Below are 21,954 nucleotides of genomic sequence, written 5' to 3'. Positions count from 1 at the left end.
ATTTTATAAATTTAATACACCAAGAATGATAAAAAAATTTAAAAATGAAAATCTACTATTTCCTCTTGGCCCTTATTTTTTGCTTTATAGGGGTCAGCGCACAGGTTGGGATTACTAAAACCGCCGGATTTCAGCCAGACACAAGAACACTTTTGCATGTAAAACAGGATAATAATGCTGCCCGGATGCCAAGATCCAATACCACAGCAGTGCTTCCTGCATCAGCAACAGGTACAACAGGGACCGGTACCCAAGGATCCGTTATTTTCAACAGAGAAACAGGAAGTATAGTACAAAATGACGGTACAACCTGGAAAATTTCTGATGCAATTGTTTCTACGCTGAAAAACAATAAAATGGCCCGCTTTATAAGAAGTGCCGTTATAACAGCAGATTGCGGAACATGCGGATTAGGATGCGGAGGGGTAAACAGGCTTTGTCCTACGGGAGGAGGAGCCATAGATGTTCCTTTTACAACTTCCAGTCCCAGTTATAATGATATTTCTGCAGATGTTTCCCTTGCATCAGCCACAAGCAATGTCATTAACATAAAAACAAAAGGCCTGTATAAAATTTCCTTTAAAAGTGGTGCTATAGATGTTAAGACACCGGCTTTATGTGTGGGAGTAACAATTAATTTATACTCGAAGGTTGATCTTGAAACAAGTACTGCAGCAGCTCCTACAACCTGGAGACCTATCACAAACAATACCTCCAGCTCTACCAGCGGTGCGTTATCTCTGGGAAGTTTAAATCCGACAGCCATTGATGTGGGACAGTCATTAGTGCTTACTTATATAGGCAGCTTTGAAGCAGGTGACAATTTAAGACTTAGATTTTACGGAAACCAGAATATCGGATCAGGAATTTGTACCGGTATCATTGGTGGAAATGTATTGTCTTTCTCTATGAATACTACAGGAAGTGGTGTATCAGAAATTATTGTTGAAAAAATAAATATGCAGTAAGATGAAAAAGATAGTATTAATTTCAGTGCTTTTATTTCAATGTGTTGTAAACGCACAAGTAGTCATTGGAGATAATGTTGCCAGTGGTAAGAATATATTGAAAATCAAGGATGGAACAAGAGGAGCAATACTTCCATATTCCAATACCTATACTACTTTTCCGAAGTATGATGCATCAACAGATCTTTTTAGCGATTATCCTAATCTTGTAGGAGGTCTTATCTACAATAAAGCTGATGATCAGTATTACAAGTACGATGGCTATGCCTGGAATCCTGCGAGACAGATACAGGGAATTTATCAGCCTAAAGGTTCAAGATTAGGAATTTCCTCAGGGATTACAATCCCGTGTATAGCCTTTGGTCTTGGAATATGCCTTGCTTTAGGCTCTCCGGTTTATCTTGCACCGGATGATAAAAGCCAGGTTCTTGTTGATAATCTGCTCCTGAAAAATGCAAGTTCGGTGACCGTAAAGCAAAACGGAATGTATGATATGGCAGCTGCTCTTGGTTTTACCGGTGGAAGTTTAGGGGCTCAGATAGGTGTTACAGAATTTAAATTGACATTACAGGTTAAATATACGCCTGCTTCGGATTGGGAAACTATTGTTACAAAGACCAATTATTCTATTATATTTATTATTGATACTCAGGCAAGTAAAACATCCAGTTTTGCTCAAACCATATCCTTGCCTGCAGGTGCTGAGCTGAGAGTTGTTCCCACTATAACAACAATTGGTGGATCGGGAGGATCTCTGGCTGGGTACGGTACAGATACCAGTTCTATAAACTCATATATTGGAGCACGTTTAATTAAAGCCTATTAATAATGAAAAAATATATATTCTGCCTGTTCCTGTTTTCATTAAGCATATACAGAGCACAAGTCAATTTTACAAATATACCCAATCCTGATTCCAATGCTAACGGGAATGACCAGGTGATGATGTATATAACAAATACAAGTGAAGCAACGGGAGTAAAAGGCTTTGGACTGCCTGCTGTTGAAACTGCTACCGATTTACCTTTTACGGGAGTAAATACCCCGGCAACAAGGATAGAAGTTTTGAGAGGAATGCTTTTATTTGTAAAAAGCACAGGCCAGGCAATGGTATTTGACGGGCTTGTCTGGAGCAAAGCCTTTGAAGTAGAATCCGATAATATTTCCAGATTTACAATAAACCCTGTCAGTACCAGTTCAGGATCTGTAATGTTACCTATTAATTCTTTAATTGATAAGCCCAATTTTTTAGCAGACCCTTTAAGACTTAAAACAAATACAGCAACAACAGGAGCAGACCTGAATAGGCTGTATATTCGCCAGAGTGGTTTGTATAGAGTGAATGTAAACCTGAACTTTACAGGAACTGCAGGATCTTTTAGCAGCAGATTGGGGGCGAGTTTATACGTTAATGATGCTAAGCGATTCCAGCTTTTGGAAAATACGGTGAATTTTGACGGTACAATCAGGAAAATCAGTTTGGATTTTTCTGTATATGTAGTTCAGGGACAGTATATTACTTTAGAAGCAATTTCTGAAGTTGGAGGAACCACTGCATATAACGTAATTGCTAATAGCTTTGTAACGGTGGAAAAAGTGCTATAAAAATAACTTTCTCTCATAAATAAAAAATTACTCTTAACTTATTAAGGGTAATTTTTTTATTAAGGACGGATAATTTCTGCATGTGCTGAATCTTTTTTAGCTTTGCTGAAAATTTTCGCAACAATGGAAATGCATAAAGACTTTTTTACATATCAGGCACAGACCACAAAATTTGCAGCAGGTTTTGAAGTTGAAAAAGCAGAAGGAAGCTTTATCTACGGAACGGACGGGAAAAAATATCTGGATTTCGTAGCAGGCGTTTCTGCCAATACATTGGGGCATTCGCATCCAAAAGTGGTGGAAGCTATCAAAGAGCAGGCAGATAAATACCTGCACGTAATGGTATATGGAGAATATGCGCAGGAAAAACCCATTGCACTATGCAAACTTCTGGCAGAAGCTACTCCTGATCCTTTGGAAATCACTTATCTTGTAAACAGTGGGGCAGAAGCCATCGATGGAAGCCTAAAGCTGGCCAAACGCTATACAGGAAGAGAGGAAATTGTTTCCTTTAAAAACTCATACCACGGTAACACACACGGTGCCCTGAGTGTATCCGGCAACGAAACCCATAAAAGAGAATTCCGTCCCTTACTTCCGATGGTAAGCTTTATAGAATTCAACAATGAAAATGATTTTGATAAAATTACAGATAAAACAGCCTGTGTCATTCTTGAAACAATTCAGGGAGCAGCAGGGTTTTTAGTACCTGAAAAAGATTATCTGATCAAGCTTAAAAAAAGATGTGAAGAAGTAGGAGCACTTTTGATTCTTGATGAGATTCAACCGGGTTTTGGAAGAACCGGTAAATTGTTCTCTTTCGAACATTTCGGAATTGTTCCTGATATACTTGTAATGGGCAAAGGAATGGGAGGAGGAGTACCTGTAGGTGCTTTTATGAGTTCCGGGAAGATTATGGAAACACTCTCACATTCCCCAAAACTGGGGCATATTACGACCTTTGGAGGGAATCCTTTGATTGCAGCAGCCAGCCATGCCACTTTGAAAGAAGTTCTGGAAAGCGGTCTGATGGATGAAACAGCTGAAAAAGAAAAGCTGTTCAGAGAGCTTCTTGTGCATCCTAAGATCAAAAATATCAATGGAAAGGGGCTAATGCTTGCTGTTAATCTCGGAACACCGGAATATACCCTTGAAGCAGCAAAAAAATGCATGGAAAAAGGCCTTATTGTATTCTGGCAGCTTTACAGAAACGAGTATATGAGAATATCACCGCCGCTTACAATTTCTATGGACGAAATCAGACAGGGATGTCAAATCATTCTGGACGTTTTAAATGAAAAATAAACAATAAAATCTCTCCAAAACGGAGAGATTTTTTATGGACTGCATGGCAGTTTCAGGTCTGAAAATTATATTCAATATATATTTAAAATCTGTGATAAATATCATGAAGATTCTTTAAAAAAATAACCGCTTTTTAGTGTAATAAAAAAATTAATTTATATATTGCGGGACGATAAAAACAAAGATTATATGGCGAAACATAAAGTCCATTACGAATTTCCAATGCATTGTTTATCAGAGATTTTATACGAGTATCTGGCGACGGCAGAAGGATTGTCTGAATGGTTTGCGGATGAGGTAACAGAGAAAGGCGATGATTTCTTTTTCAGCTGGGGCGGAGGACCTGCCGAAAAGGCCACTTTGATTAGATATAAGCCTGAAGGTTTCGTACGTTTTAGATGGGAAGAAGATGAAGGGACTAAAAATTTCTTTGAAATGACTATCACAATAGACGACATTACAGAAGACCTGGCTCTGAATATTACAGATTTCTGTGAAGAAGGTGATGAGCAGGAAAATGCACTGTATTGGGAAAACCTTATAGAAAACCTTAGAATAAAATTAGGTGCGGCTTAAGCCGGACGTTATTAAATGGTAAAACTGATGAACGATTTATCGTTCATTATTTTTTTATAAATAAATCACACCAAAAATTGGAAAATCAATATTTTACATCAGACGGATTAAATGTAAAGAACAGAGCGTTTCTTTTGGGCGACGCTGTAAAGGTTTCTTTCTTTGTGAGAAATGGCGGACTGATCATGGATGAAGAATGCTATTTCTTTCTAATGGCTTCCATGAGAAAAATGAGAATGAATATTCCGCTTACCTATACTCTGGAATTTTTCCAGACCCTTTTTCATAAAGATGTAATAGACGGTAAAGGAATAAAAAACGGGATTATCAATTTCCAGGTTTTCAGGAATAATGATGCAGTGACAGCTTCAAAAGCTTCAGTATCCTATTTTTATGAAGTAACAGAGTCGGAAGATGTGCTTACAGTTCATCACAGACCACTGGAACTGGATCTTACCAAAGAAATCAATGTAAATAATAATTTATTAAGTAACATCAGGGTTCACTGCCCGGAAAATATCTACGGTGGAATTTATGCGGAAGAAAATGATCTGGATGATGTGATCCTGCTTAATCCGAATAAAAGAATTGCACGTACTACTTCCGGAAATCTATTGTTTCTGGAAGGAAATATCATCAAAGTTCCCAAGCAGTCTGAAGGAGCATACATCTCTCCTTTAATGGAAAATTTTGTGACTTTTCTGCATAAAAATAACCTTGCAGATATTCAGGAACATGAAATTATTGCCTTTGAATCACAAAAGGCTGAAGAGATTTTAATGATCTCCGACGAGAAAGGCATATTTTCTGTAGGTAAAATAAGAAACAAGACTTTTGAAAGCTCCCGTTTTATAGAAATGGTGGAAAGCTGGAAGAATAGTTTTTAAAAATTGACAAACCCGGTAAACAACAAAGTACCCAAGTCCTTTACCGGGTTTTATTCTGAGTAAATCAGAAATTGTTTCTTTTATTTAATATTCACGGATAATTTCTGTGAATTTTTGAGCGATTTCTTTCTGTCCCTGTTCACTGGTAACATACTCTCTGTCCTTGGTATTATTCATGAAGCCAAGTTCTACCAATACTGCAGGAGCCTTTGTTTCTCTCAGCATATGGAGATTACGTTCCTCAATTTTACCGACAGTAAATTTTTTAGAAATTTTTTCAGCAAGTTTTTTTGAACCGTCAGTATTCTGAACATACACTTCAGTTCCCTGTTTTGGAGTTTCCTTTTGAGGATCGCTGTTCATGTGAAGGGAAATAACGATTTCCGGATTCAGTTTATTGATCATCTCTGTTCTCTCACCCAGAGAAGGGTAAGTGTCAGAATCTCTCGTTAAAACGACTTCATACTGATCCTGATTTTCGTTCAGTTTCTTGATTTCTTTGGCAATGTTTACAGTAATATCTTTCTCCAGAAAATTACCATATACTGTTCCCCTGTCATTTCCGCCATGTCCGGCGTCTATAACGATATATTTTTTGTTGATGGGAGTAAATGATAAAAACGAAGCAGAAAAGGCTGATAAAGCAAGTAATTTGATTCCTTTCATTTCAGTGATTTTAGTTGTTCAAATAACGGAAATTCTTTCTTTAAAATTGGTTAATATAATCTTAAAGTTTGTTAATGTTTTTAAAAGGTATCAGATAGCAATTCAGTTAGTTAAGAGAAATGTCTTCAGGTGAGTTGGCCCAAAGCAGATATTCTCCGCCCAGGTTCTGCATAATAGACTTCCAGAGGGTTTGGTCATTGGGAAGTGTATAGTCTAAATTATAGATATCTACCACCGTCCACATCTTCCTTTGTACCTCATCATCAAGCTGCTCGGCAGACCACCCTGAATATCCTGAAAAAATTTTTACATCATTAATGCTCAGTTCCTTATTAAGAACAGCACTGATGATGCTTTCAATATCTTCCGTAATATAAAAGTCTTTATTGATTTCAGAATAAACCTCAGTTACCTTCTTTTCTTTAACAATAAAAAAGACTTTGTCATTTTCTACAGGTCCGCCATCATATACCTCTATTTTGAAATCAAAAAAATTTTTGAACTTACTACTCATCTGGCTGTTTTTTTTGTTCAATATCAAACCAAACGCACCGCTTTCGTTATGCTCAATGATCAATACCACCGATCTCGAAAAAATATCGCCGGAAATGTCAGGTGTGGAAATTAATATTTTACCTTTGTATGAGTAATTCATACTCAAATTTAATAAAAAATATTTATGGAAAACCTGCACGACAAAAGAAAAGTGTATGAGAAATCCCAACTTATTGAAAGTGAGATAAAACAAAATCCTCTTGAACAGTTCAGGGACTGGTTTTTGGATGCCAGTAATAGCCCGACCGTCTCTGAAGCCAATGCCATGGCGGTTTCTACAGTGGAAGAAGATGGCTGCCCAAGGACCAGAATGGTATTGCTTAAAGAATATACCTACGAAGGATTTATTTTCTATACCAATTACAACAGCAGAAAAGGAAAAGCAATAGAATATAACCATAAGGCCTGCCTGAGTTTTTTCTGGCCACATCTGGAAAGGCAGATCATTATCAAAGCAAATCTTGAAAGAATTGCTGAAAATCTCAGTGATGGATATTTTCATTCAAGGCCTAAAGGAAGCCAGTTAGGGGCAGTAGTTTCGCCTCAGAGCCAGATGATTCCAAACAGAGAGTTTCTGGAAGAAAAATTAAAAGAGCTGGAAAAAGAATACGAAAGCGGTGAAGTACCAAGACCTTCCAACTGGGGCGGATACATTGCAAAACCTTACGAAATTGAATTCTGGCAGGGAAGACCCAACCGTCTTCATGACAGGATTATTTATCAGCTGGAAGGCCTGGATTGGAAGATTTCCCGATTGGCGCCGTAAAGAATAAGAATTTAGATGTTAGAAACTAGAGGTTAGTGGGAAGCTGGAAATTTCATGTAGGTAGACACACTGATCTTTCTATTTCTGAAAAGATATAAATTTAATAGGAGCGGACTTTAGTCCGCTTTTACTTTTAATAGATATACTATAAGCAGCTTTAGCTCAAACTTAAAATAGTAAAATAGAATCCCAAAACTATCCTGTATTTCTTATTGCCGGAACGTTTCTGGGTGGGTGAGGCTCCCGAAGCCTCCTTATCCTAATAAAAAAAGGCCGTTTCCTGAGAAACAGCCCTTGAATTTTTTAATCTGAATGATTATTTTTTCTTAGCACCAGAAACTGCATTTGATAAATCAGCTCCTGCTTTAAATTTAGCAACTTTTTTAGCAGCAATTTTGATTGGTTTTTTAGTTGCAGGGTTGATACCTTGTCTAGCAGCTCTCTCAGCTACTGAGAAAGTACCGAATCCTACTAAAGAAACTTTTCCGTCTTTTTTCTTTAGAGTAGTTGTTACATTACCAATGAATGATTCTAAAGCAGCTTTAGCTGCAACTTTAGTGATTCCTGCATCTTTTGCGATTGCGTCGATTAATTCAGACTTGTTCATAATTTTTAATATTAAGTTAGTTCGTAATTATAGCAAATATAATACTATTTTCTAATTGTGCAATTATTTTATTAAAACTTGTAAAATTTTTTTAGTTTTCATGTAAAACAGTTAAAATATGATAATTTCACTTTTTACGTAAAATCTACGTTACGGCTCACTAAAATCATGCCAAATGCTTATGTGTATTGACTTTAGCAAAAAATTAATATTATTTCCTGTATTTATTAAATCCTGAATTTTGTGTAAACTATTAATATTTTTAATGATATGTTTGCGTAATTTATAAACAATGGCTTGAAAGCTTGTATAATACAAAATTAAATAGCTGGGTTCGTGGGAGTTTTAAAATGATTTCAAAAGCCCGATTTATTAATTTTTATTAATAAATTTGCAGAATGTTAATAGAAGTTTTCAAGTCTAAGATCCACAGGGTACGGGTTACGGCCTCAGACCTTAATTATATTGGGAGTATAACGATCGATGAAGATCTTATAGAAGCTGCCGGTTTGGTAGTGGGAGAAAGGGTCTATATCGTGAATGTGAATAATGGAGAACGTTTTGATACCTATGTTATCAAAGGAAAAAGAAAATCCGGGGAAGTATGCTTAAACGGGCCTGCTGCAAGAAAAGTACAGAGAGATGATATTATTATTATCATTGCTTATGCACAGATGACGCCTGAAGAAGCAAAAGTATTCCAGCCGAAAATCGTTTTTCCGGATGAAAAAACAAATCTTCTCACTTAATCTTCATGGAGAAAAAATCAAAAAATCCTTTAAAACCAATACTAACAATAGTAATCTCGCTTGCTTTTGCAGGCTTTTTTTTATGGCTGGCCTTAAAGGGGCTTGATTTTAAAGTGATCAAGGCATCTTTGGCAAAAGCTAATTATCTGTGGGTATTGTTTGCTTCTGTTTTTGGTATTCTGGCTTACTGGTTCAGGGCTGTACGCTGGAACCTTATGCTTGAGCCAATAGGGCATAGAATTTCCAACTCAAATTCATTGTGGTCCATATCTTTCGGTTATTTAATGAATCTTACCATTCCGAGAAGTGGTGAAGTGGCTAGGGCGACTGCTTTGTATGGTGTGGAAAAAGTGCCGGTTGATAAGTCTTTTGGAACCATTATACTCGAAAGGGTAGTAGATCTTATCTGTATGGTTGCGTTTTTGATTTTAACGTTAATCTTTAAGTTTAATGCAATTCGTTCTTTCTATGATTTTGTAATAAATAAGAAAGATGAGAAAGAGAAATTCATTCCTAATTTTTTTGAAAGACAAATGATGAAGTTGGGAGTGAGGGATTTTGATTCATTTTATTTGTATGCTAAAATTGTTCTGGGAGTATTAGTTTTAATAGGTTTAAGTCTCTTTTATAAATATCAAAAAGAAAAACTGATTAATTTTGGAAAAGGAATTCTTCAGGGATTGACAACAATTTTTAAATTAAAAGAAAAAGGAAAATTTATCCTTTATACTATAGGAATATGGGTTTGCTACTATTTTGCAGCCTATCTCGTATGTTTTGCACTTCCTGAAACTTCTAACTTTACCATTGCTGACGGCTTCTTTATTGTGGTTGTTGGTACCTTGGGAATGATTGTTCCTGCCAGTGGAGGGATCGGAGCATTCAATCTGGCTATGAAATACGGTTTTATGGCTTTGTTCATCTCAATGGGGAAAAATGCAGAGTTAGGTGGTGAAATGGGGTTGACCTATTCATTTATTTCACTTCCTTTACAGATTACTATCATGCTGGTGATGGGACTTATTTCCATTCCTATGCTGGCGAAGGCAAGAGAAAAAGCGGTTGCTGAAAAAGTATTTGAAAATTAATTCAACAATAACTTTTTAATTAATACGGGTCCAATTTTTTAATTGGGCTTTTTTGTGCTTAATGGTTTCGAAAGAGATCAAAGGAGATAGCTAAGTATTGACAGCCATTGTTTTATGTTAAAGTCCTATTAAAATTAAAGATTTATAATAGTTATCACATACCTTTCATTTTTTTATCAATAAATTTGGTCAGTTCACAAATCAAATTTATCTTAAACAAAAAATAATTAATAACTAAAACACTATGGCAATTAACTTACAGAAAGGACAAAAGATCGATATAGGACTGACTAAAATGACGATAGGACTCGGCTGGGACCCGAATGAAGGAACCGGCTTTGATTTCGATCTGGATGCTTCTGCCATCATGATTGACTCTGACAGGAAATTAATAAATGAAGAATGTTTTGTCTTTTATAATAACCTTCAGTCTCCCGATGGGGCACTGACTCACACAGGAGATGACCCGAACGGAAAAAACAGTGATGGTGACGATGATGAGGCAATTATTGTAGATCTTGAAAAAGTAGATCCTAGAGCTGAAGAAATCCTTTTCGTAGTAACGATCGAAGATTTTGAAAGAAGAAAACAGAATTTCGGACAGGTGAGAAATTCATATATCAGAATTGTAGATAACGGGACCAGTCAGGAGATCGCAAAATACGAGCTGGATGAAGATTTCTCTATCGAAACCGGAGTAGAATTCGGAAGATTGTACAAAAGAAACGGAAGCTGGAAATTCGAAGCATCAGGAATAGGCTACAGAGCAGATCTTGCGTTCTTCCTTGAAAAATATTACAAAGGACAAATTATTAAATAATTATTTCAAATACACAAAACTATAACTATGGCAATTAATTTACAGAAAGGTCAAACAATTGATTTAAGAAAAAATGACCGCGGAGAAAGTGTTTACGATCTTTCAAAAGTAACGATCGGTTTAGGATGGGATGTAAGAAAACAGGGCGGTTTCTTTGGGAAACTGTTCAGTAAAGAAGCAGAATACGATCTTGATGCAGTGGCATTTCTTTTAGACGGAAACGGCAAAGTAGCCAATCTCGGAAAAACTGTGCAAACTAATGACGGAAGACAGATCGCTCTTTATCAGGGTGATGTGGTTTTCTTTAATTCCATGCAGCATCCAAGCGGAAATATATGGCTAACCGGAGATAACAGAACCGGAGCAGGAGATGGAGATGATGAACAGATCATTGTTAAACTGGACCAATTAGACGAGAGCTATCAGAAAATCTTATTCCTGGTGACCATTTACCAGGGGAAACAAAATAACCAGCATTTCGGAATGATAGAGAATGCCTTTATCAGAGCAGTAGACGCCAAAGGTAAAGAAATTACAAAATACAGCCTTTCAGGAGATGCAAGCATGAACGGAAAATGTGCTATGGTTTTTGCCGAAGCATACCGTCACAATGGCGACTGGAAATTCCGTGCGCTAGGAGAGCCTCATCAGACAGACAATTTTATTGAGATTCTGAAGCAGTACGCATACAGCAATTAAAATCTGAATTTTATCAAACTTAAAAGCCGGCAGCAGAAGTTGAAAACTTCCCTGCCGGCTTCAGAAATACTATCATCTTACCATGAGCAGGAGATTATTAGCATACTTTTTACTGGATACCTCCGGTTCTATGAACGGAGAACCCATTCAGGCACTTAATAACGGATTTAACGGGCTGATAAGCATGCTCCGTGCAGATCCGCAGGCAATGGACAGCCTTCATCTGAGTGTGATCACCTTCGACCGTGAAGTTAAAAATATTATTCCTCTGACTGATCTGGCCAGTTTTTATCCTATGGAAATCACCTGTCCGGACAGTGGACCTACCCATACCGGTGCAGCTTTGGAAATGGTCTCGGAACTGGTGAAGAAAGAGCTGATCAGAGGGTCTTCGGATGGCAAAGATGACTGGAAACCACTGCTATTTATATTTACTGACGGAAAACCCTCCGATATTCAGAAATACAGACAAATGATCCCGGTGATCAGAGATTTGGAATTTGGGGCTATTGTAGGCTGTGCCGCCGGTCCTAAAGCAGATGAACAGTTTCTGAAAGAACTTACGGATCATGTGGTAAAATTGGATACAACCGACGCCATTACGCTTTCATCATTTTTCAAATGGGTAAGTTCATCCATTACAATGGGAGGAAAATCGCAAGGGACAGGAGAAAGTGCACCGTTGCCTCCACCGCCGTCCGAGCTTAATATTATTATTTAAATCACTTGTCTTTATTATAAATCATGAGAAGACTGCCTATTTATTTTTTAGTCGATGTCTCTGAATCTATGGTTGGAGAGCCTATTGAGCAGGTACAGGAAGGTATTGCCAATATCATCAGAGAATTAAAAAAAGATCCGTATTCGCTGGAAACGGTCTATATTTCTATTATAGGCTTTGCGGGAGAAGCTGAGGTTATTACACCTCTTCAGGATATTATCAGCTTTTATCCACCAAAGATTCCCATTGGAAGCGGAACGTCGCTGTCTCAGGGCCTCATCAAAGTAATGGATTGTATAGACAGGGATATTGTGAAAACTACCTACGATAGGAAAGGCGACTGGAAACCTATCGTTTTTCTTTTTACAGATGGCGTTCCTACCGATGATGCCACAAAAGCTATTGAGAGATGGAACAATAAATATCATGGGAAATCTAATACTATAGCTGTTTCTATCGGTGAGAATACTAACTATAAACTGTTGGGAACTTTATCTGACAATGTTTTACTGTTCAATAACTCTGATGAGAATTCCTATAAAGAATTTTTCAAATGGGTGACAGATTCTATTAAAACAACCAGCCAGAGTGTTACCGAAGCTAATAAAGAAGGAATTAATCTTTCCAAAATTGACTCTATTATTCTGGAAAAAGTAAACCCTGAACTGGAGCAGAAATTTCCGGACAATAATTTTGTGGTCCTGAACGGTAAATGTTCAGAAACGGAAAAATTATATTTAATGAAATTCAAGAAAACATTTGCGGAATCAAGTATACCGGGAATGTCTACAAGATATTACAGGCTGGATGGAGCCTATAAAATTGATGAAAAAGCATATCTGAGACTTTCATCTTCTCAGAAAAACAACCTTAAAATCTCAATCGAAGAGCTTCAGGGAGGTACTTCATGCCCCCACTGTGCCAATCCTATTGCACTGGCAACCTGCTCATGTGGCGGAATTCACTGTCTGAGCGGAGAAGGTTACAATAAATGCCCTTGGTGCGGAACTTCAGATTATTACGGATTTTCCAGTGAAGGATTTGATATTAACAGGACATTAGGATAAGAAAGATCATTTCAGAGGAAAAGGAAGAATCATGGAAAAAGCTGTTATTCACAGGGAGAAGGAAGAATTTAAAGATGTTCATCTGGTGCTTAAAAATGCCAGCTCAAAACAGTTTTATGAATTCAGTTTTGATATGGAGGATTTTCCGAATATAAGGCTCAAAAACATCACCAATCTTCGGGAGACAGGTCTTACCTTCGAAAATAATAGAATATCAGGAATTCCCGGCATAAACAGCCTTCATGAGCTTGATATTGAATTCTATCATACCCATGATGAAAACAATACAGAGACCAAAAAAGTACACCTGCTTGTTAATGCCGACCCAAAAGACCTTTGGAAAAATATACCAAGCGATACAAACGATGCTTATCATAAACCTGACGACACATCTCATAAAGGAAAGTTTTTAGACAGAAAAATTGCTGTTGTATCCAAAAGAGGACGTTCTCATGCCCATGAAGGAAAATTCAGGGATGATGATTTTGCAGTAAACGAACTTCCGGGAGACTGGAATATCATTTCTGTTGCGGATGGTGCAGGCTCTGCAGCTATAGCAAGAGAGGGTTCAAGACTTGCAGCCGTTTCAGTAAATAATTTTTTCAGTTCAGAAGAAATTTTAACCAAAATTGAAAAGAATATTGAAATTACCTACGGTATCACAGAATCATCAGAAGAAACAAAATCCGAAGCAAAAGAGAATATCATAAGACTTTTATATGAAGGCGTTCTGCATGTATATCATGTTTTGGATAAAGCAGCCACAGAAAATTCTTTTACGATAAAAGATCTCCACACTACGCTAATCTTTGCATTAGCTAAAAAATTTGATTTCGGCTATATAGTCCTCACTTTTGGAGTGGGAGATTGTCCGATTAATCTTATCAGCTCCGGTTTTTCTGAAGTAAAGCTTCTGAACCGGATGGATGTAGGCGAATTTGGAGGCGGCACCCGGTTTATTACAATGAAAGAAATATTTACCGATGATATGGTTTCAAGATTCAAAATAAACTGTATCAGAGACTTTTCTTATCTTGTGCTGATGACAGACGGCATTTACGACCCGAAATTCATGACGGAAAGCCGGCTTGAAGATACAGAAAGCTGGAAAGCTTTTTTTGATGATCTCGCCGGAAATAATGATGACCGTGTAAAGGTAGATTTTATCAACGATTCAGACACTGATCAGCAGCTTCTTACATGGACTGATTTCTGGAGCCGAGGAAATCACGACGACAGAACATTGGCCATAATTTATTAAAACATGAAAAAGACCGTTAAAGTTATTTCCATTCTGGATACAGCAAAATCATATGAATATGTAGATGAAAGCCCAATCCGCGGCGGTGTGAAGGACGTTTACTTTTCGCCGGACAGGGAATATGTGGTTGCTTTTTACAGGAATCCTTTAGATGGAGGACAGAAAGAACGTATTATGAGAATTGTTTCCACTTATCTCGGGAATATTAAAAGCGGAAATTCACCGGATTATTTTCTGAACGAAATATTCAGATGGCCATATGATATTGTAGAAAAAAATAAACTGACGGGAATTGTAGTTCCCATTTACCATAATAAATTCTTCTTTGCAAAAGGGTATATAGGATCTGATAATATCCAGGGGCAGGATAAAGTAGGGAAATGGTTTACCGCACCAATGTTCAGAAATCAGCAGTATCCTTTAAGGCTGGATCATTCCGAGCTTGGAGACTGGCTCAGCTATTTTCAGATTACTATCAATATCAGCAGGGGGGTGAAAAAACTTCACCAGATGGGATTAGCACATTCAGATCTTTCCTATAACAATATTCTGATAGATCCGGTAACAAAATCAGCCTGCATTATTGATATAGACGGATTGGTGGTTCCAAAATTATTTCCTCCCGAAGTCATCGGAACTGCAGATTTTATTGCTCCCGAAGTTTTAAAGACCAAGCATCTGAGTATGCAGGATCCCGGAAGACATCTGCCCAATCAGAAAACTGATCTTCATGCACTGGCAGTACTTATTTATATGTACCTGTTCAGAAGGCATCCTTTAAGAGGCGGAAAGATCTGGGATCTGGATTCTGAAAAGGATGAAATTATTTCTATGGGTGAGAAGGCACTGTTTGTAGAGCACCCTAATGATCCGTCGAATAATGTCAAAGCTGATCATCTGAGAAAATGGGACACATTCTGGGGCGATCCTCAAAAGATTCCTTTTACGGCCGCTGGACCTTATCTTTCCGAATTGTTTAAAAAAGCATTTATAGAAGGACTTCACGACCCCATCAGACGGCCTACAGCCAATGAATGGGAAACTGCACTTCTAAAGACTGCTGATCTGATACAGCCTTGCCACAACCCGGAATGTACAGAGAAATGGTACGTATTTGATAACAGCAGCAATCCAAAATGCCCTTTCTGTGGAACATCACATCAGGGAACACTTCCGGTGCTGGACTTATACTATAAATTTGATGATGAGGTATGGAAACCGGAAAATCACAGGCTGATGGTGTATAACAATCAGTATTTATTCAAATGGCATGTTTCCAGAAAAGTGATCAGAAATGAAAACCTTACGATGCAGGATAAAATGCCTGTAGGTTATTTTACTTTTCATAACGGGAAATGGGTATTTGTTAATCAAAGCCTGCTTTCTATGAAAGATGTTACAGAGCAGAAGGAGATTCCACCCGGATCTATGGTTGAACTTACAGATGGAAAAAAGATTCTTTTGTCTTCTGAAGAAGGCGGAAGGCTGATATTGGTGACGATGGCGAATCAGTAAGCTGTATTCTAATCACCCACTCTAGGAATGGGGAGTCTCCTCATGAAATTCCATAAAGAAAGAATGCTCATCTTCACCCACAATTTTAAAGCCAAGGCTTGTATATAAATGTTGGGCTTTATTTGTTTTTAATACACTTAAAGAGACTGTTTTCCCTTCTGAGGAAGCTTCACTCAGGATATCACTCAAAATTGCTTTTCCGAGACCTTTTCCCTGCTGGCCCGGATCGATCTGAAGCTGTAGAACCTCTGTTTTATCCGCAGATCTGTTGATCTTTAACAATCCTGCAGGTTCATTGTTTAAAAGGATGATATTAGCCTTGTCGAACTGATAAAGAATTCTCTGTAACGTAGCTTCCCTGTCCGTTGGAAGATTGGAAGCTGCATAATGCGGATTCATGGTTTTCATTCTTAGATCAAGAAGGTAATCAATATCGTTTTCTGAGGCTTTTCTGTATTGAAGATCTTTCATAATAATTATTTTAATCCGATTTTCAGTCCCATTTCATTTTTCATATGCAGCAGTACCTCTGCATTTCCTCTGGCATCATCTACAGGATTATGTGTGTGTTCTGTTTTACGGAGATGTTTCCATTGGGCAAAAGTATCCTTTTCCAATCCGCAGTACAGATCCGACAGCCTTCTTGAAGAATATCCGAAAGGATTTTTTCCGGTAAAATGATGAAAATACCAGCAGATAAACATCCAGTCAAAACCATTATTGTCACTGATGAAAATAGGTCTTCCCTTCGAATGTTCCCTGATCCATTCTTCAAAAGTCAGCATAACTTTTTCAGGATTATCAAAACCCATGGTTTCCTCCCTGCTGAAACCGGAAACAGCCAGAGCATCAGGATTGAATTTTTCTGAAATAGGTTTCAGTTTTCCGTAAAAAGTAGTATCCAGCTCCTCGTTTACCAGAACTGCTCCGAAACAGATCATTGAAAAATCCCCGGGAATCGGGCCGTCCGACTCGATATCAACCATAAAATAGCTCATCGTTTTTCTTTAATCAAACGAATATATTGAAAATTATTCTTGTACCTCCGAAGTTTTACATAAGTTCAAAAAAACTTCTTCTCCCGATTTTTATTTTAGTTTCCTTTAATAGCTCGATTTCCTGTTCAGGATCCGTTATTTTTATAGTATTGATCTGAATTCCTCCACTTTGGATCAGTCTGCGCACAGCTGATTTGCTGAGCTCACTTTTAAGATGACAGCAAAGTTCTAGCACATTAATTTTTCCGTGACTGAATAAATTTAGATCAACAGGTTCATATACTTTCTCCTCAAAATTTTTACTCTGAAACTGGCTGCTGAAGAATTCTTCTGCAAGTTCTGCCGCTGTTGAATCATGGTATTGGCTAATGATATTTTTAGCAATCAGTTTTTTTATATTCATCGGGTTTTCACCATTTTCTAATCTTAGTTTTATACCTGTCTTTTCTTCGAAGGAAAAATCAGAAGCAAGATCAATGAATTCATCAATCAGACTGTCCGGGATCGACATGGTTTTTCCAAACATGTCATTCGGTTCATCAGTCAGGCCAATGATATTGTTCAGTGATTTACTCATTTTTTCCTTACCGTCAAGACCTTTCAGTAACGGCATACACATTACTGTCTGGGCTGACATTTGATGAATTTCCTGCAATTGTCTTCCCATTGTACAGTTGAACAGCTGATCGGTTCCTCCCATTTCAATATCACATTCAATTTGTACAGAATCAAAGCCCTGAAGAATAGGGTAAACAAGCTCATGCATCGCGATCGGAGTATTTTCTGTAAACCTTTTGCTAAAGTCATTCCTTTGCATCAGCTGGGCTACGGTTACCTTAGACATAAGCTGGATCACTTCCGAAAAACTGAGTGTATCCAACCAGTCAGAATTAAAAACAATTTTAGTTCTTTCCACATTAATCACCTTTGAAAGCTGATTGATATAGGTCTTTGCATTGTGTTCAACTTCTTCGGTATTTAAAGGTTTCCGTGCCTTGTTTTTTCCCGTGGGGTCGCCAATTCTTGCTGTAAAGCTTCCCACTACAATGACGATCTGATGTCCCAGATCCTGAAACTGTTTCAGCTTTTTAAGAACTACTGCATGACCCAGATGAAGATCCGGAGCAGTAGGATCAAACCCCAGTTTGATGATTAATTTCCTGTTCTCTTTTTCAGCCTGTTTCAGTTTCTGTTCCAGACCGTTTTCCGGAAGAATAATGGCTGCATTTTCTTGTAATGTACTGATCATATTGATTTGATTTTAAAATGAAAAAAGCCCGGACAATACTGTCCGGGCTCTATATACGTTAGATTATTTTTTTTAGATTACAGATATAGAAAGTCTTCCCGAACGATTCGCCGGGGAGTAATACTCACTGAAAAAAGGAAGACGTAATATGCTGTTTAAATGTTTCATTGATACAAATGTAAAAGTTTTCTGATACTGATCCAATATTTAAACCACTAAGATTTGCTGTAAAGTTCCATACCAGTTAAGATTTATAAAAAAAACTTACTGTTCTTAACAGTTTATAAGTCTTAATGGTTTAAAATAATGGTTTCAAAACAATTTTACTTAGCGCTTCTGAAGCTAATTCCATGCCATAAATACCTTATGAGCAAAATAAAGAATTGTTATGGATAAATATATTTTGTTGACTTTTTAGTTGGCTATGGCTTTATAAGCAGCACAGAATTACTGATAGGTGATTATAATTCCATAACGTACTTTTCTTCATAAAGTTTCTGCTGTTCTTTCGTAAGTAAAGGATAAAACAGGTTCATCTGGATTAATGCATAGTGTTTTACTGCATCATCTTTGTCCATTTTAAAAGAAAGGCTGTTATGTATGATCCAGTTATCTGCGATGATAAAGATTTGTGTGGTGAGTCCTCTCAGGATAAAATCAGGAATATCGTTTCTGAAAATATTATTTTTCTGGAAGCCCTTGAAAATTACCTGGAACTCATCCTTTCTGCTGATGTTAATAGATTCGTATTGTGATTCTATTGCCGGAATATGTTTCAGAATATCAAAGAAATTCATGAAAAGAAAGCGGTAAGAATAAAAGACATCATAAGTGGAGAAAGTAAAATGATATAGGTCTTCCAGTGTTTTGTCTTCTATTTTCTGCAGATTATTCAGTAAAACGTCCATTTTAAGAACCAATTCAGAAAAAAGGATCTTGATAATATCTTCCGAATGCTTGAAATGATAGTGCAGATTTCCGGGACTAATGTTCAGTTCAGCTGCAATGTGCCTTGTTGTGATATTGTTATAGCCTTTTTCATTAAACAGCTCCATTGCTTTTGATAGTATTTTGTCCTTTGTTTTCATGGTTCAAATATAAGAGAGTTTAAATCATATTTCAAAATTAGAACAATTGTTCTAATTTTAGTATATTTGACTGATTAAATCTACCGGGATGGAAGGAAAGAAAATGTTCAATTATGAAACTGCTGAAAATAAAGATTCGCAAAAAGGGAAGGATATGCAGGAAACCTTGGTGAAGATTCTTCAGGTCCTTATAGGATTCATTATGGCGATACTTCACATGTGATGAAAAATAAAATCTCATATTGGTTTTTGTTGGGGTTGGTGGTCTGGGTGCTTATTATTTTTCTAAGAAGGAAAGGAATTTTTATTCCGGTTATCAGTAATCATTTTACTGATTTCATTACTGTTCCGATGTATACCTGCCTGATAGAATATTTAATGAATGATATCCTGAAATATCAATGGAAACCCGATCTCAAATTTATTTTGTCCTCATTCATTTATTTGTCTCTGCTTTTTGAAGTGGTTTGTCCGATACTTTCAGAAAAATTTACAGGAGATATCTGGGATGTCATAGCCTACCTGACGGGAGGATTAGGATACTATTTTCTGAAACCGAAACTATCTGCATTTCAAGGATTCCATTTTAAATTATAAATGACGTTATCCGGTATGAAGCTGAATAATTGAGCCTTTATAAAACTTTGTAAGATCATATAAATCCCCGAAGTAGCGCTGCAAAGCCGGATCATTTCCCTGATCAGAACCTTTTTTCCGGAACTGGTCTTCTGCAAGAGCATATAAAGCCGGATAATCTGTTTTTAAATAATGGGAAAGGACTGTGGAGTTTCCTTGTTCCTTTAAGGCAATATCTGTGAAAAATAATCCGTAAACAAGGAACTGATTGAAGTTTTGGGCATCTATCATAAAATCCAGATTATGCTTGGAGTAATTTTCGTAATCTGAAAGTATTTCCTGAAATGTTTTTACATTTTGTTCTTTCGGAATTTCATAAAAAAGATCAAGCCCATGGATAAAAAGCTGTGTTTTGGTCTCCTCCCTGTCGGCCGGATAAATACTGCTGAACCATGTTAAAATGCTGGAAAGTTCCTCTTTGGAAAGATTTTCTACAGAATCTTGTATTTTCTTTTTGATGATTTCAAGACTTACTTTGGCATCAGGCTGAAGAAATTTGATAATATTTTCCTCTTCACGGCAAAGTTTATTGTACAAATTGATTTTGGCAACACTGGGATTCGTTTTGATGAAATAAAGTTCTTCTGCCATTGCTCTGTACCACATGATCTTTTTGTAAAGTGGTAACTAAAGATACAAAATATGTCATGATTAAAATGAAAAATGTTATGCAGTGAATTATTAATACCCTTTACGGCTAGCTAATTTATGACCTGTTTAAATTAAAATATAAGGCAAACTTTATTAAAATCTGGGTTTGAATACTTTTATCAGTCTGAGATAGGCTTACCGTCAAGTTCAAAGATTGATTAAAATCATGCTTAATTAAGGTATTTTATTTGAAAAAAGCATCATCATTGAATAAAACAATGTTTAATAATAGGTGAATTCATAAGTCTGATACCATTTCCAGTTTCTCTTATCTGAAGTATCTTCATAATATATCAAATTATCATGCGAATCAAAAATATGGGTAAACTTTTGATCATCATCATCTTTTTCCTGAACTTCAGTTCTGTTTCCATTCTCATATGAAATCCTGGTTATGCTTTTGCTGTCACCGGTTGTGATTTTCTTTATAGTTCTGTTTTCGCTATCAAATTCATAGGTATATTCATAACTTCCGCCGAAATCATGATTCTTTTCCGTTTTACCATAGCTGTGTGCAATTAAAAGATTTCGATCATTATATTTTTTGATGCTGTATTCCAGTAGGGTTAACTGATCTTTACTAAAATGTGGCCAGTAAACATATTTTTTGTAGGAAATCTCCCGGTCCAGATGGTCGTAATCCACATCAGTGAATTCAGTAAAGAAATTTATCGATGGATATCCGGAAAGTTCTTTGCCATCCATATCAAATCTGAATTCGTTGAGTAATTTTTTAATTTCATTGATGCAAGCAAAAGTATCATCTAAAGGAAAGTCTGAAGTTTCCAGTAAACTATTGTCGATACTGTTTTTTAGATCTTCTGTAGTAACTCTAGATTTGTTTTCAGTGTTGTAGGTTTCATAATAATTAATACAGTCATTTTTAATATCATACCTGGAAAATTTAAAGCTCTGTAAAACCCTGTTTTTTTCATCCAAAACCAGATATCGTAGATTTGTCAGACGTCTTTCTGTATCAAATGATTTTCTTGTTATTGTATTTTTGTGGTAAAAATATTGTACAGTATAAATTATATCTCCATGATCCGAAAATGATAATTCTTCAACAGCCTGATTTTTTTTATTAAATTGTTTTTGAAAAAGAACCACATTATCTTTAACAAAACTCACAAGCTTTCCTGTGGAATTATATTTTACTAATGTTTCTCCGAATTCTTTTTTATCCAGAAAATTCTTTTCAGGATCATAATATTCCGTTTTATTACGGTTTCCATGTGAATCAGAATAATGAAGTAGGACCATTTCAGGAGAAGTTTTTCCTAAACGGTGAATTTCTCGGATATTCATACCATCTTTTTCATATCTTTTTTCAGTACTGGACAGAATCCCTTTTCTGTAAAGCTTTATTTCTGAAACTTTCCCTTCAGGTGAGTACATAGTTTCACTCTGAATTACTCCAGCGATGTATTCTTTTACAGATTTTACTTTTCCATGGAACTTACCCATTATCTATTCT

26 protein-coding genes are annotated in these 21,954 nt (G+C 36.6%); 17 read left to right on the top strand and 9 right to left on the bottom strand.

The genetic code is table 11. The annotated features are described in order from the left end of the window. Positions 1–44 precede the first annotated feature (44 nt). The 6 genes from ACQWU4_RS06860 to ACQWU4_RS06835 all read left to right on the top strand — a co-directional run bounded on the left by ACQWU4_RS06860 (position 45) and on the right by ACQWU4_RS06835 (position 5,341). Positions 45–968, top strand: coding sequence for a hypothetical protein (locus ACQWU4_RS06860; RefSeq protein WP_429935026.1), 924 nt, complete (start codon positions 45–47; stop codon positions 966–968). Position 969: 1 nt separating this feature from the next. Continuing rightward, positions 970–1,794, top strand: coding sequence for a hypothetical protein (locus tag ACQWU4_RS06855; protein ID WP_429935025.1), 825 nt, complete (start codon positions 970–972; stop codon positions 1,792–1,794). Between the two features lie 2 nt (positions 1,795–1,796). Further along, the gene (locus ACQWU4_RS06850; RefSeq protein WP_429935024.1) at positions 1,797–2,573 is read left to right on the top strand and encodes a hypothetical protein; all 777 of its coding nucleotides are present in this window, start codon (positions 1,797–1,799) and stop codon (positions 2,571–2,573) included. A 129-nt stretch (positions 2,574–2,702) separates the two neighbouring features. Next, on the top strand, positions 2,703–3,878 hold the full coding sequence (locus ACQWU4_RS06845) for an aspartate aminotransferase family protein (RefSeq protein WP_429935083.1): 1,176 nt from the start codon (positions 2,703–2,705) through the stop codon (positions 3,876–3,878). Between the two features lie 189 nt (positions 3,879–4,067). Next, positions 4,068–4,454: an START-like domain-containing protein gene (locus ACQWU4_RS06840; protein WP_040998091.1), complete on the top strand. Its 387-nt coding sequence runs from the start codon at positions 4,068–4,070 to the stop codon at positions 4,452–4,454. Between the two features lie 77 nt (positions 4,455–4,531). Further along, entirely contained in the window at positions 4,532–5,341 is an 810-nt protein-coding gene (locus ACQWU4_RS06835; protein ID WP_429935023.1) for an aminotransferase class IV, read from the top strand. Between the two features lie 84 nt (positions 5,342–5,425). Here ACQWU4_RS06835 and ACQWU4_RS06830 read toward each other — a convergent pair whose 3' ends face one another. Next, positions 5,426–6,007 carry an N-acetylmuramoyl-L-alanine amidase family protein gene (locus ACQWU4_RS06830; protein WP_429935022.1) on the bottom strand — a complete coding sequence of 194 codons (582 nt, stop codon included), beginning with the start codon at positions 6,005–6,007 and terminating at the stop codon, positions 5,426–5,428. A 106-nt stretch (positions 6,008–6,113) separates the two neighbouring features. Continuing rightward, positions 6,114–6,662 carry a YqgE/AlgH family protein gene (locus ACQWU4_RS06825; protein WP_429935021.1) on the bottom strand — a complete coding sequence of 183 codons (549 nt, stop codon included), beginning with the start codon at positions 6,660–6,662 and terminating at the stop codon, positions 6,114–6,116. Positions 6,663–6,686: 24 nt separating this feature from the next. Between ACQWU4_RS06825 and pdxH the strand changes: the two genes are divergently transcribed. Beyond that, on the top strand, positions 6,687–7,328 hold the full coding sequence (gene pdxH / locus ACQWU4_RS06820; RefSeq protein WP_429935020.1) for a pyridoxamine 5'-phosphate oxidase: 642 nt from the start codon (positions 6,687–6,689) through the stop codon (positions 7,326–7,328). A gap of 316 nt (positions 7,329–7,644) precedes the next feature. Here pdxH and ACQWU4_RS06815 read toward each other — a convergent pair whose 3' ends face one another. After that, the gene (locus ACQWU4_RS06815; RefSeq protein ID WP_002976900.1) at positions 7,645–7,935 is read right to left on the bottom strand and encodes an HU family DNA-binding protein; all 291 of its coding nucleotides are present in this window, start codon (positions 7,933–7,935) and stop codon (positions 7,645–7,647) included. Between the two features lie 398 nt (positions 7,936–8,333). Here ACQWU4_RS06815 and panD point away from each other — a divergent pair, with 398 nt between their 5' ends. The 8 genes from panD (at position 8,334) to ACQWU4_RS06775 (ending at position 15,855) form a co-directional block, all read left to right on the top strand. Continuing rightward, positions 8,334–8,684: an aspartate 1-decarboxylase gene (gene panD / locus ACQWU4_RS06810; RefSeq protein WP_034706528.1), complete on the top strand. Its 351-nt coding sequence runs from the start codon at positions 8,334–8,336 to the stop codon at positions 8,682–8,684. A gap of 5 nt (positions 8,685–8,689) precedes the next feature. Beyond that, on the top strand, positions 8,690–9,772 hold the full coding sequence (locus ACQWU4_RS06805; RefSeq protein ID WP_429935019.1) for a lysylphosphatidylglycerol synthase transmembrane domain-containing protein: 1,083 nt from the start codon (positions 8,690–8,692) through the stop codon (positions 9,770–9,772). 244 nt (positions 9,773–10,016) lie between these two features. Next, positions 10,017–10,592: a TerD family protein gene (locus ACQWU4_RS06800; RefSeq protein ID WP_429935018.1), complete on the top strand. Its 576-nt coding sequence runs from the start codon at positions 10,017–10,019 to the stop codon at positions 10,590–10,592. A gap of 27 nt (positions 10,593–10,619) precedes the next feature. Further along, complete coding sequence (locus ACQWU4_RS06795) at positions 10,620–11,291, top strand: TerD family protein (RefSeq protein WP_429935017.1); 672 nt, start codon at positions 10,620–10,622, stop codon at positions 11,289–11,291. Between the two features lie 82 nt (positions 11,292–11,373). Then, positions 11,374–12,012, top strand: a complete 639-nt coding sequence (locus ACQWU4_RS06790) for a vWA domain-containing protein (RefSeq protein WP_429935016.1) — start codon at positions 11,374–11,376, stop codon at positions 12,010–12,012. Between the two features lie 23 nt (positions 12,013–12,035). Continuing rightward, the gene (locus ACQWU4_RS06785; RefSeq protein WP_429935015.1) at positions 12,036–13,079 is read left to right on the top strand and encodes a TerY-C metal binding domain-containing protein; all 1,044 of its coding nucleotides are present in this window, start codon (positions 12,036–12,038) and stop codon (positions 13,077–13,079) included. Between the two features lie 31 nt (positions 13,080–13,110). Continuing rightward, the gene (locus ACQWU4_RS06780; RefSeq protein WP_429935014.1) at positions 13,111–14,340 is read left to right on the top strand and encodes a PP2C family serine/threonine-protein phosphatase; all 1,230 of its coding nucleotides are present in this window, start codon (positions 13,111–13,113) and stop codon (positions 14,338–14,340) included. A gap of 3 nt (positions 14,341–14,343) precedes the next feature. Next, complete coding sequence (locus ACQWU4_RS06775) at positions 14,344–15,855, top strand: helix-hairpin-helix domain-containing protein (RefSeq protein WP_429935013.1); 1,512 nt, start codon at positions 14,344–14,346, stop codon at positions 15,853–15,855. Positions 15,856–15,876: 21 nt separating this feature from the next. Here ACQWU4_RS06775 and ACQWU4_RS06770 read toward each other — a convergent pair whose 3' ends face one another. The 4 genes from ACQWU4_RS06770 to ACQWU4_RS06755 all read right to left on the bottom strand — a co-directional run bounded on the left by ACQWU4_RS06770 (position 15,877) and on the right by ACQWU4_RS06755 (position 19,190). Further along, the gene (locus tag ACQWU4_RS06770; protein ID WP_429935012.1) at positions 15,877–16,326 is read right to left on the bottom strand and encodes a GNAT family N-acetyltransferase; all 450 of its coding nucleotides are present in this window, start codon (positions 16,324–16,326) and stop codon (positions 15,877–15,879) included. A 5-nt stretch (positions 16,327–16,331) separates the two neighbouring features. Continuing rightward, the gene (locus ACQWU4_RS06765) at positions 16,332–16,841 is read right to left on the bottom strand and encodes an exonuclease (protein ID WP_429935011.1); all 510 of its coding nucleotides are present in this window, start codon (positions 16,839–16,841) and stop codon (positions 16,332–16,334) included. Positions 16,842–16,908: 67 nt separating this feature from the next. Beyond that, positions 16,909–18,102 (bottom strand): tyrosine--tRNA ligase, encoded by a 1,194-nt coding sequence (tyrS, locus tag ACQWU4_RS06760; RefSeq protein ID WP_429935010.1) that lies wholly within the window; start codon positions 18,100–18,102, stop codon positions 16,909–16,911. A 461-nt stretch (positions 18,103–18,563) separates the two neighbouring features. After that, a complete protein-coding gene (locus tag ACQWU4_RS06755) occupies positions 18,564–19,190 on the bottom strand; it encodes a TetR/AcrR family transcriptional regulator (RefSeq protein ID WP_429935008.1) in 627 nt (208 codons plus the stop codon). Positions 19,191–19,278: 88 nt separating this feature from the next. Between ACQWU4_RS06755 and ACQWU4_RS06750 the strand changes: the two genes are divergently transcribed. Beyond that, positions 19,279–19,413: a hypothetical protein gene (locus tag ACQWU4_RS06750; protein ID WP_429935007.1), complete on the top strand. Its 135-nt coding sequence runs from the start codon at positions 19,279–19,281 to the stop codon at positions 19,411–19,413. Continuing rightward, a complete protein-coding gene (locus tag ACQWU4_RS06745) occupies positions 19,413–19,787 on the top strand; it encodes a hypothetical protein (RefSeq protein WP_429935006.1) in 375 nt (124 codons plus the stop codon). Before ACQWU4_RS06750 ends, ACQWU4_RS06745 begins: the two co-directional genes overlap by 1 nt. Before the next feature lie 6 nt (positions 19,788–19,793). Here the strand turns inward: ACQWU4_RS06745 and ACQWU4_RS06740 are convergent, their stop codons facing one another. Both ACQWU4_RS06740 and ACQWU4_RS06735 read right to left on the bottom strand, forming a co-directional pair. Further along, positions 19,794–20,432 carry a hypothetical protein gene (locus tag ACQWU4_RS06740; RefSeq protein WP_429935005.1) on the bottom strand — a complete coding sequence of 213 codons (639 nt, stop codon included), beginning with the start codon at positions 20,430–20,432 and terminating at the stop codon, positions 19,794–19,796. Between the two features lie 267 nt (positions 20,433–20,699). Next, a complete protein-coding gene (locus ACQWU4_RS06735; RefSeq protein WP_429935004.1) occupies positions 20,700–21,944 on the bottom strand; it encodes a hypothetical protein in 1,245 nt (414 codons plus the stop codon). Between the last annotated feature and the right edge of the window lie 10 nt (positions 21,945–21,954).

The sequence above is a fragment of the Chryseobacterium sp. MIQD13 genome, from assembly GCF_050496705.1.
Lineage (GTDB): Bacteria > Bacteroidota > Bacteroidia > Flavobacteriales > Weeksellaceae > Chryseobacterium.
This window is presented reverse-complemented; position numbering and strand designations above follow the sequence as displayed.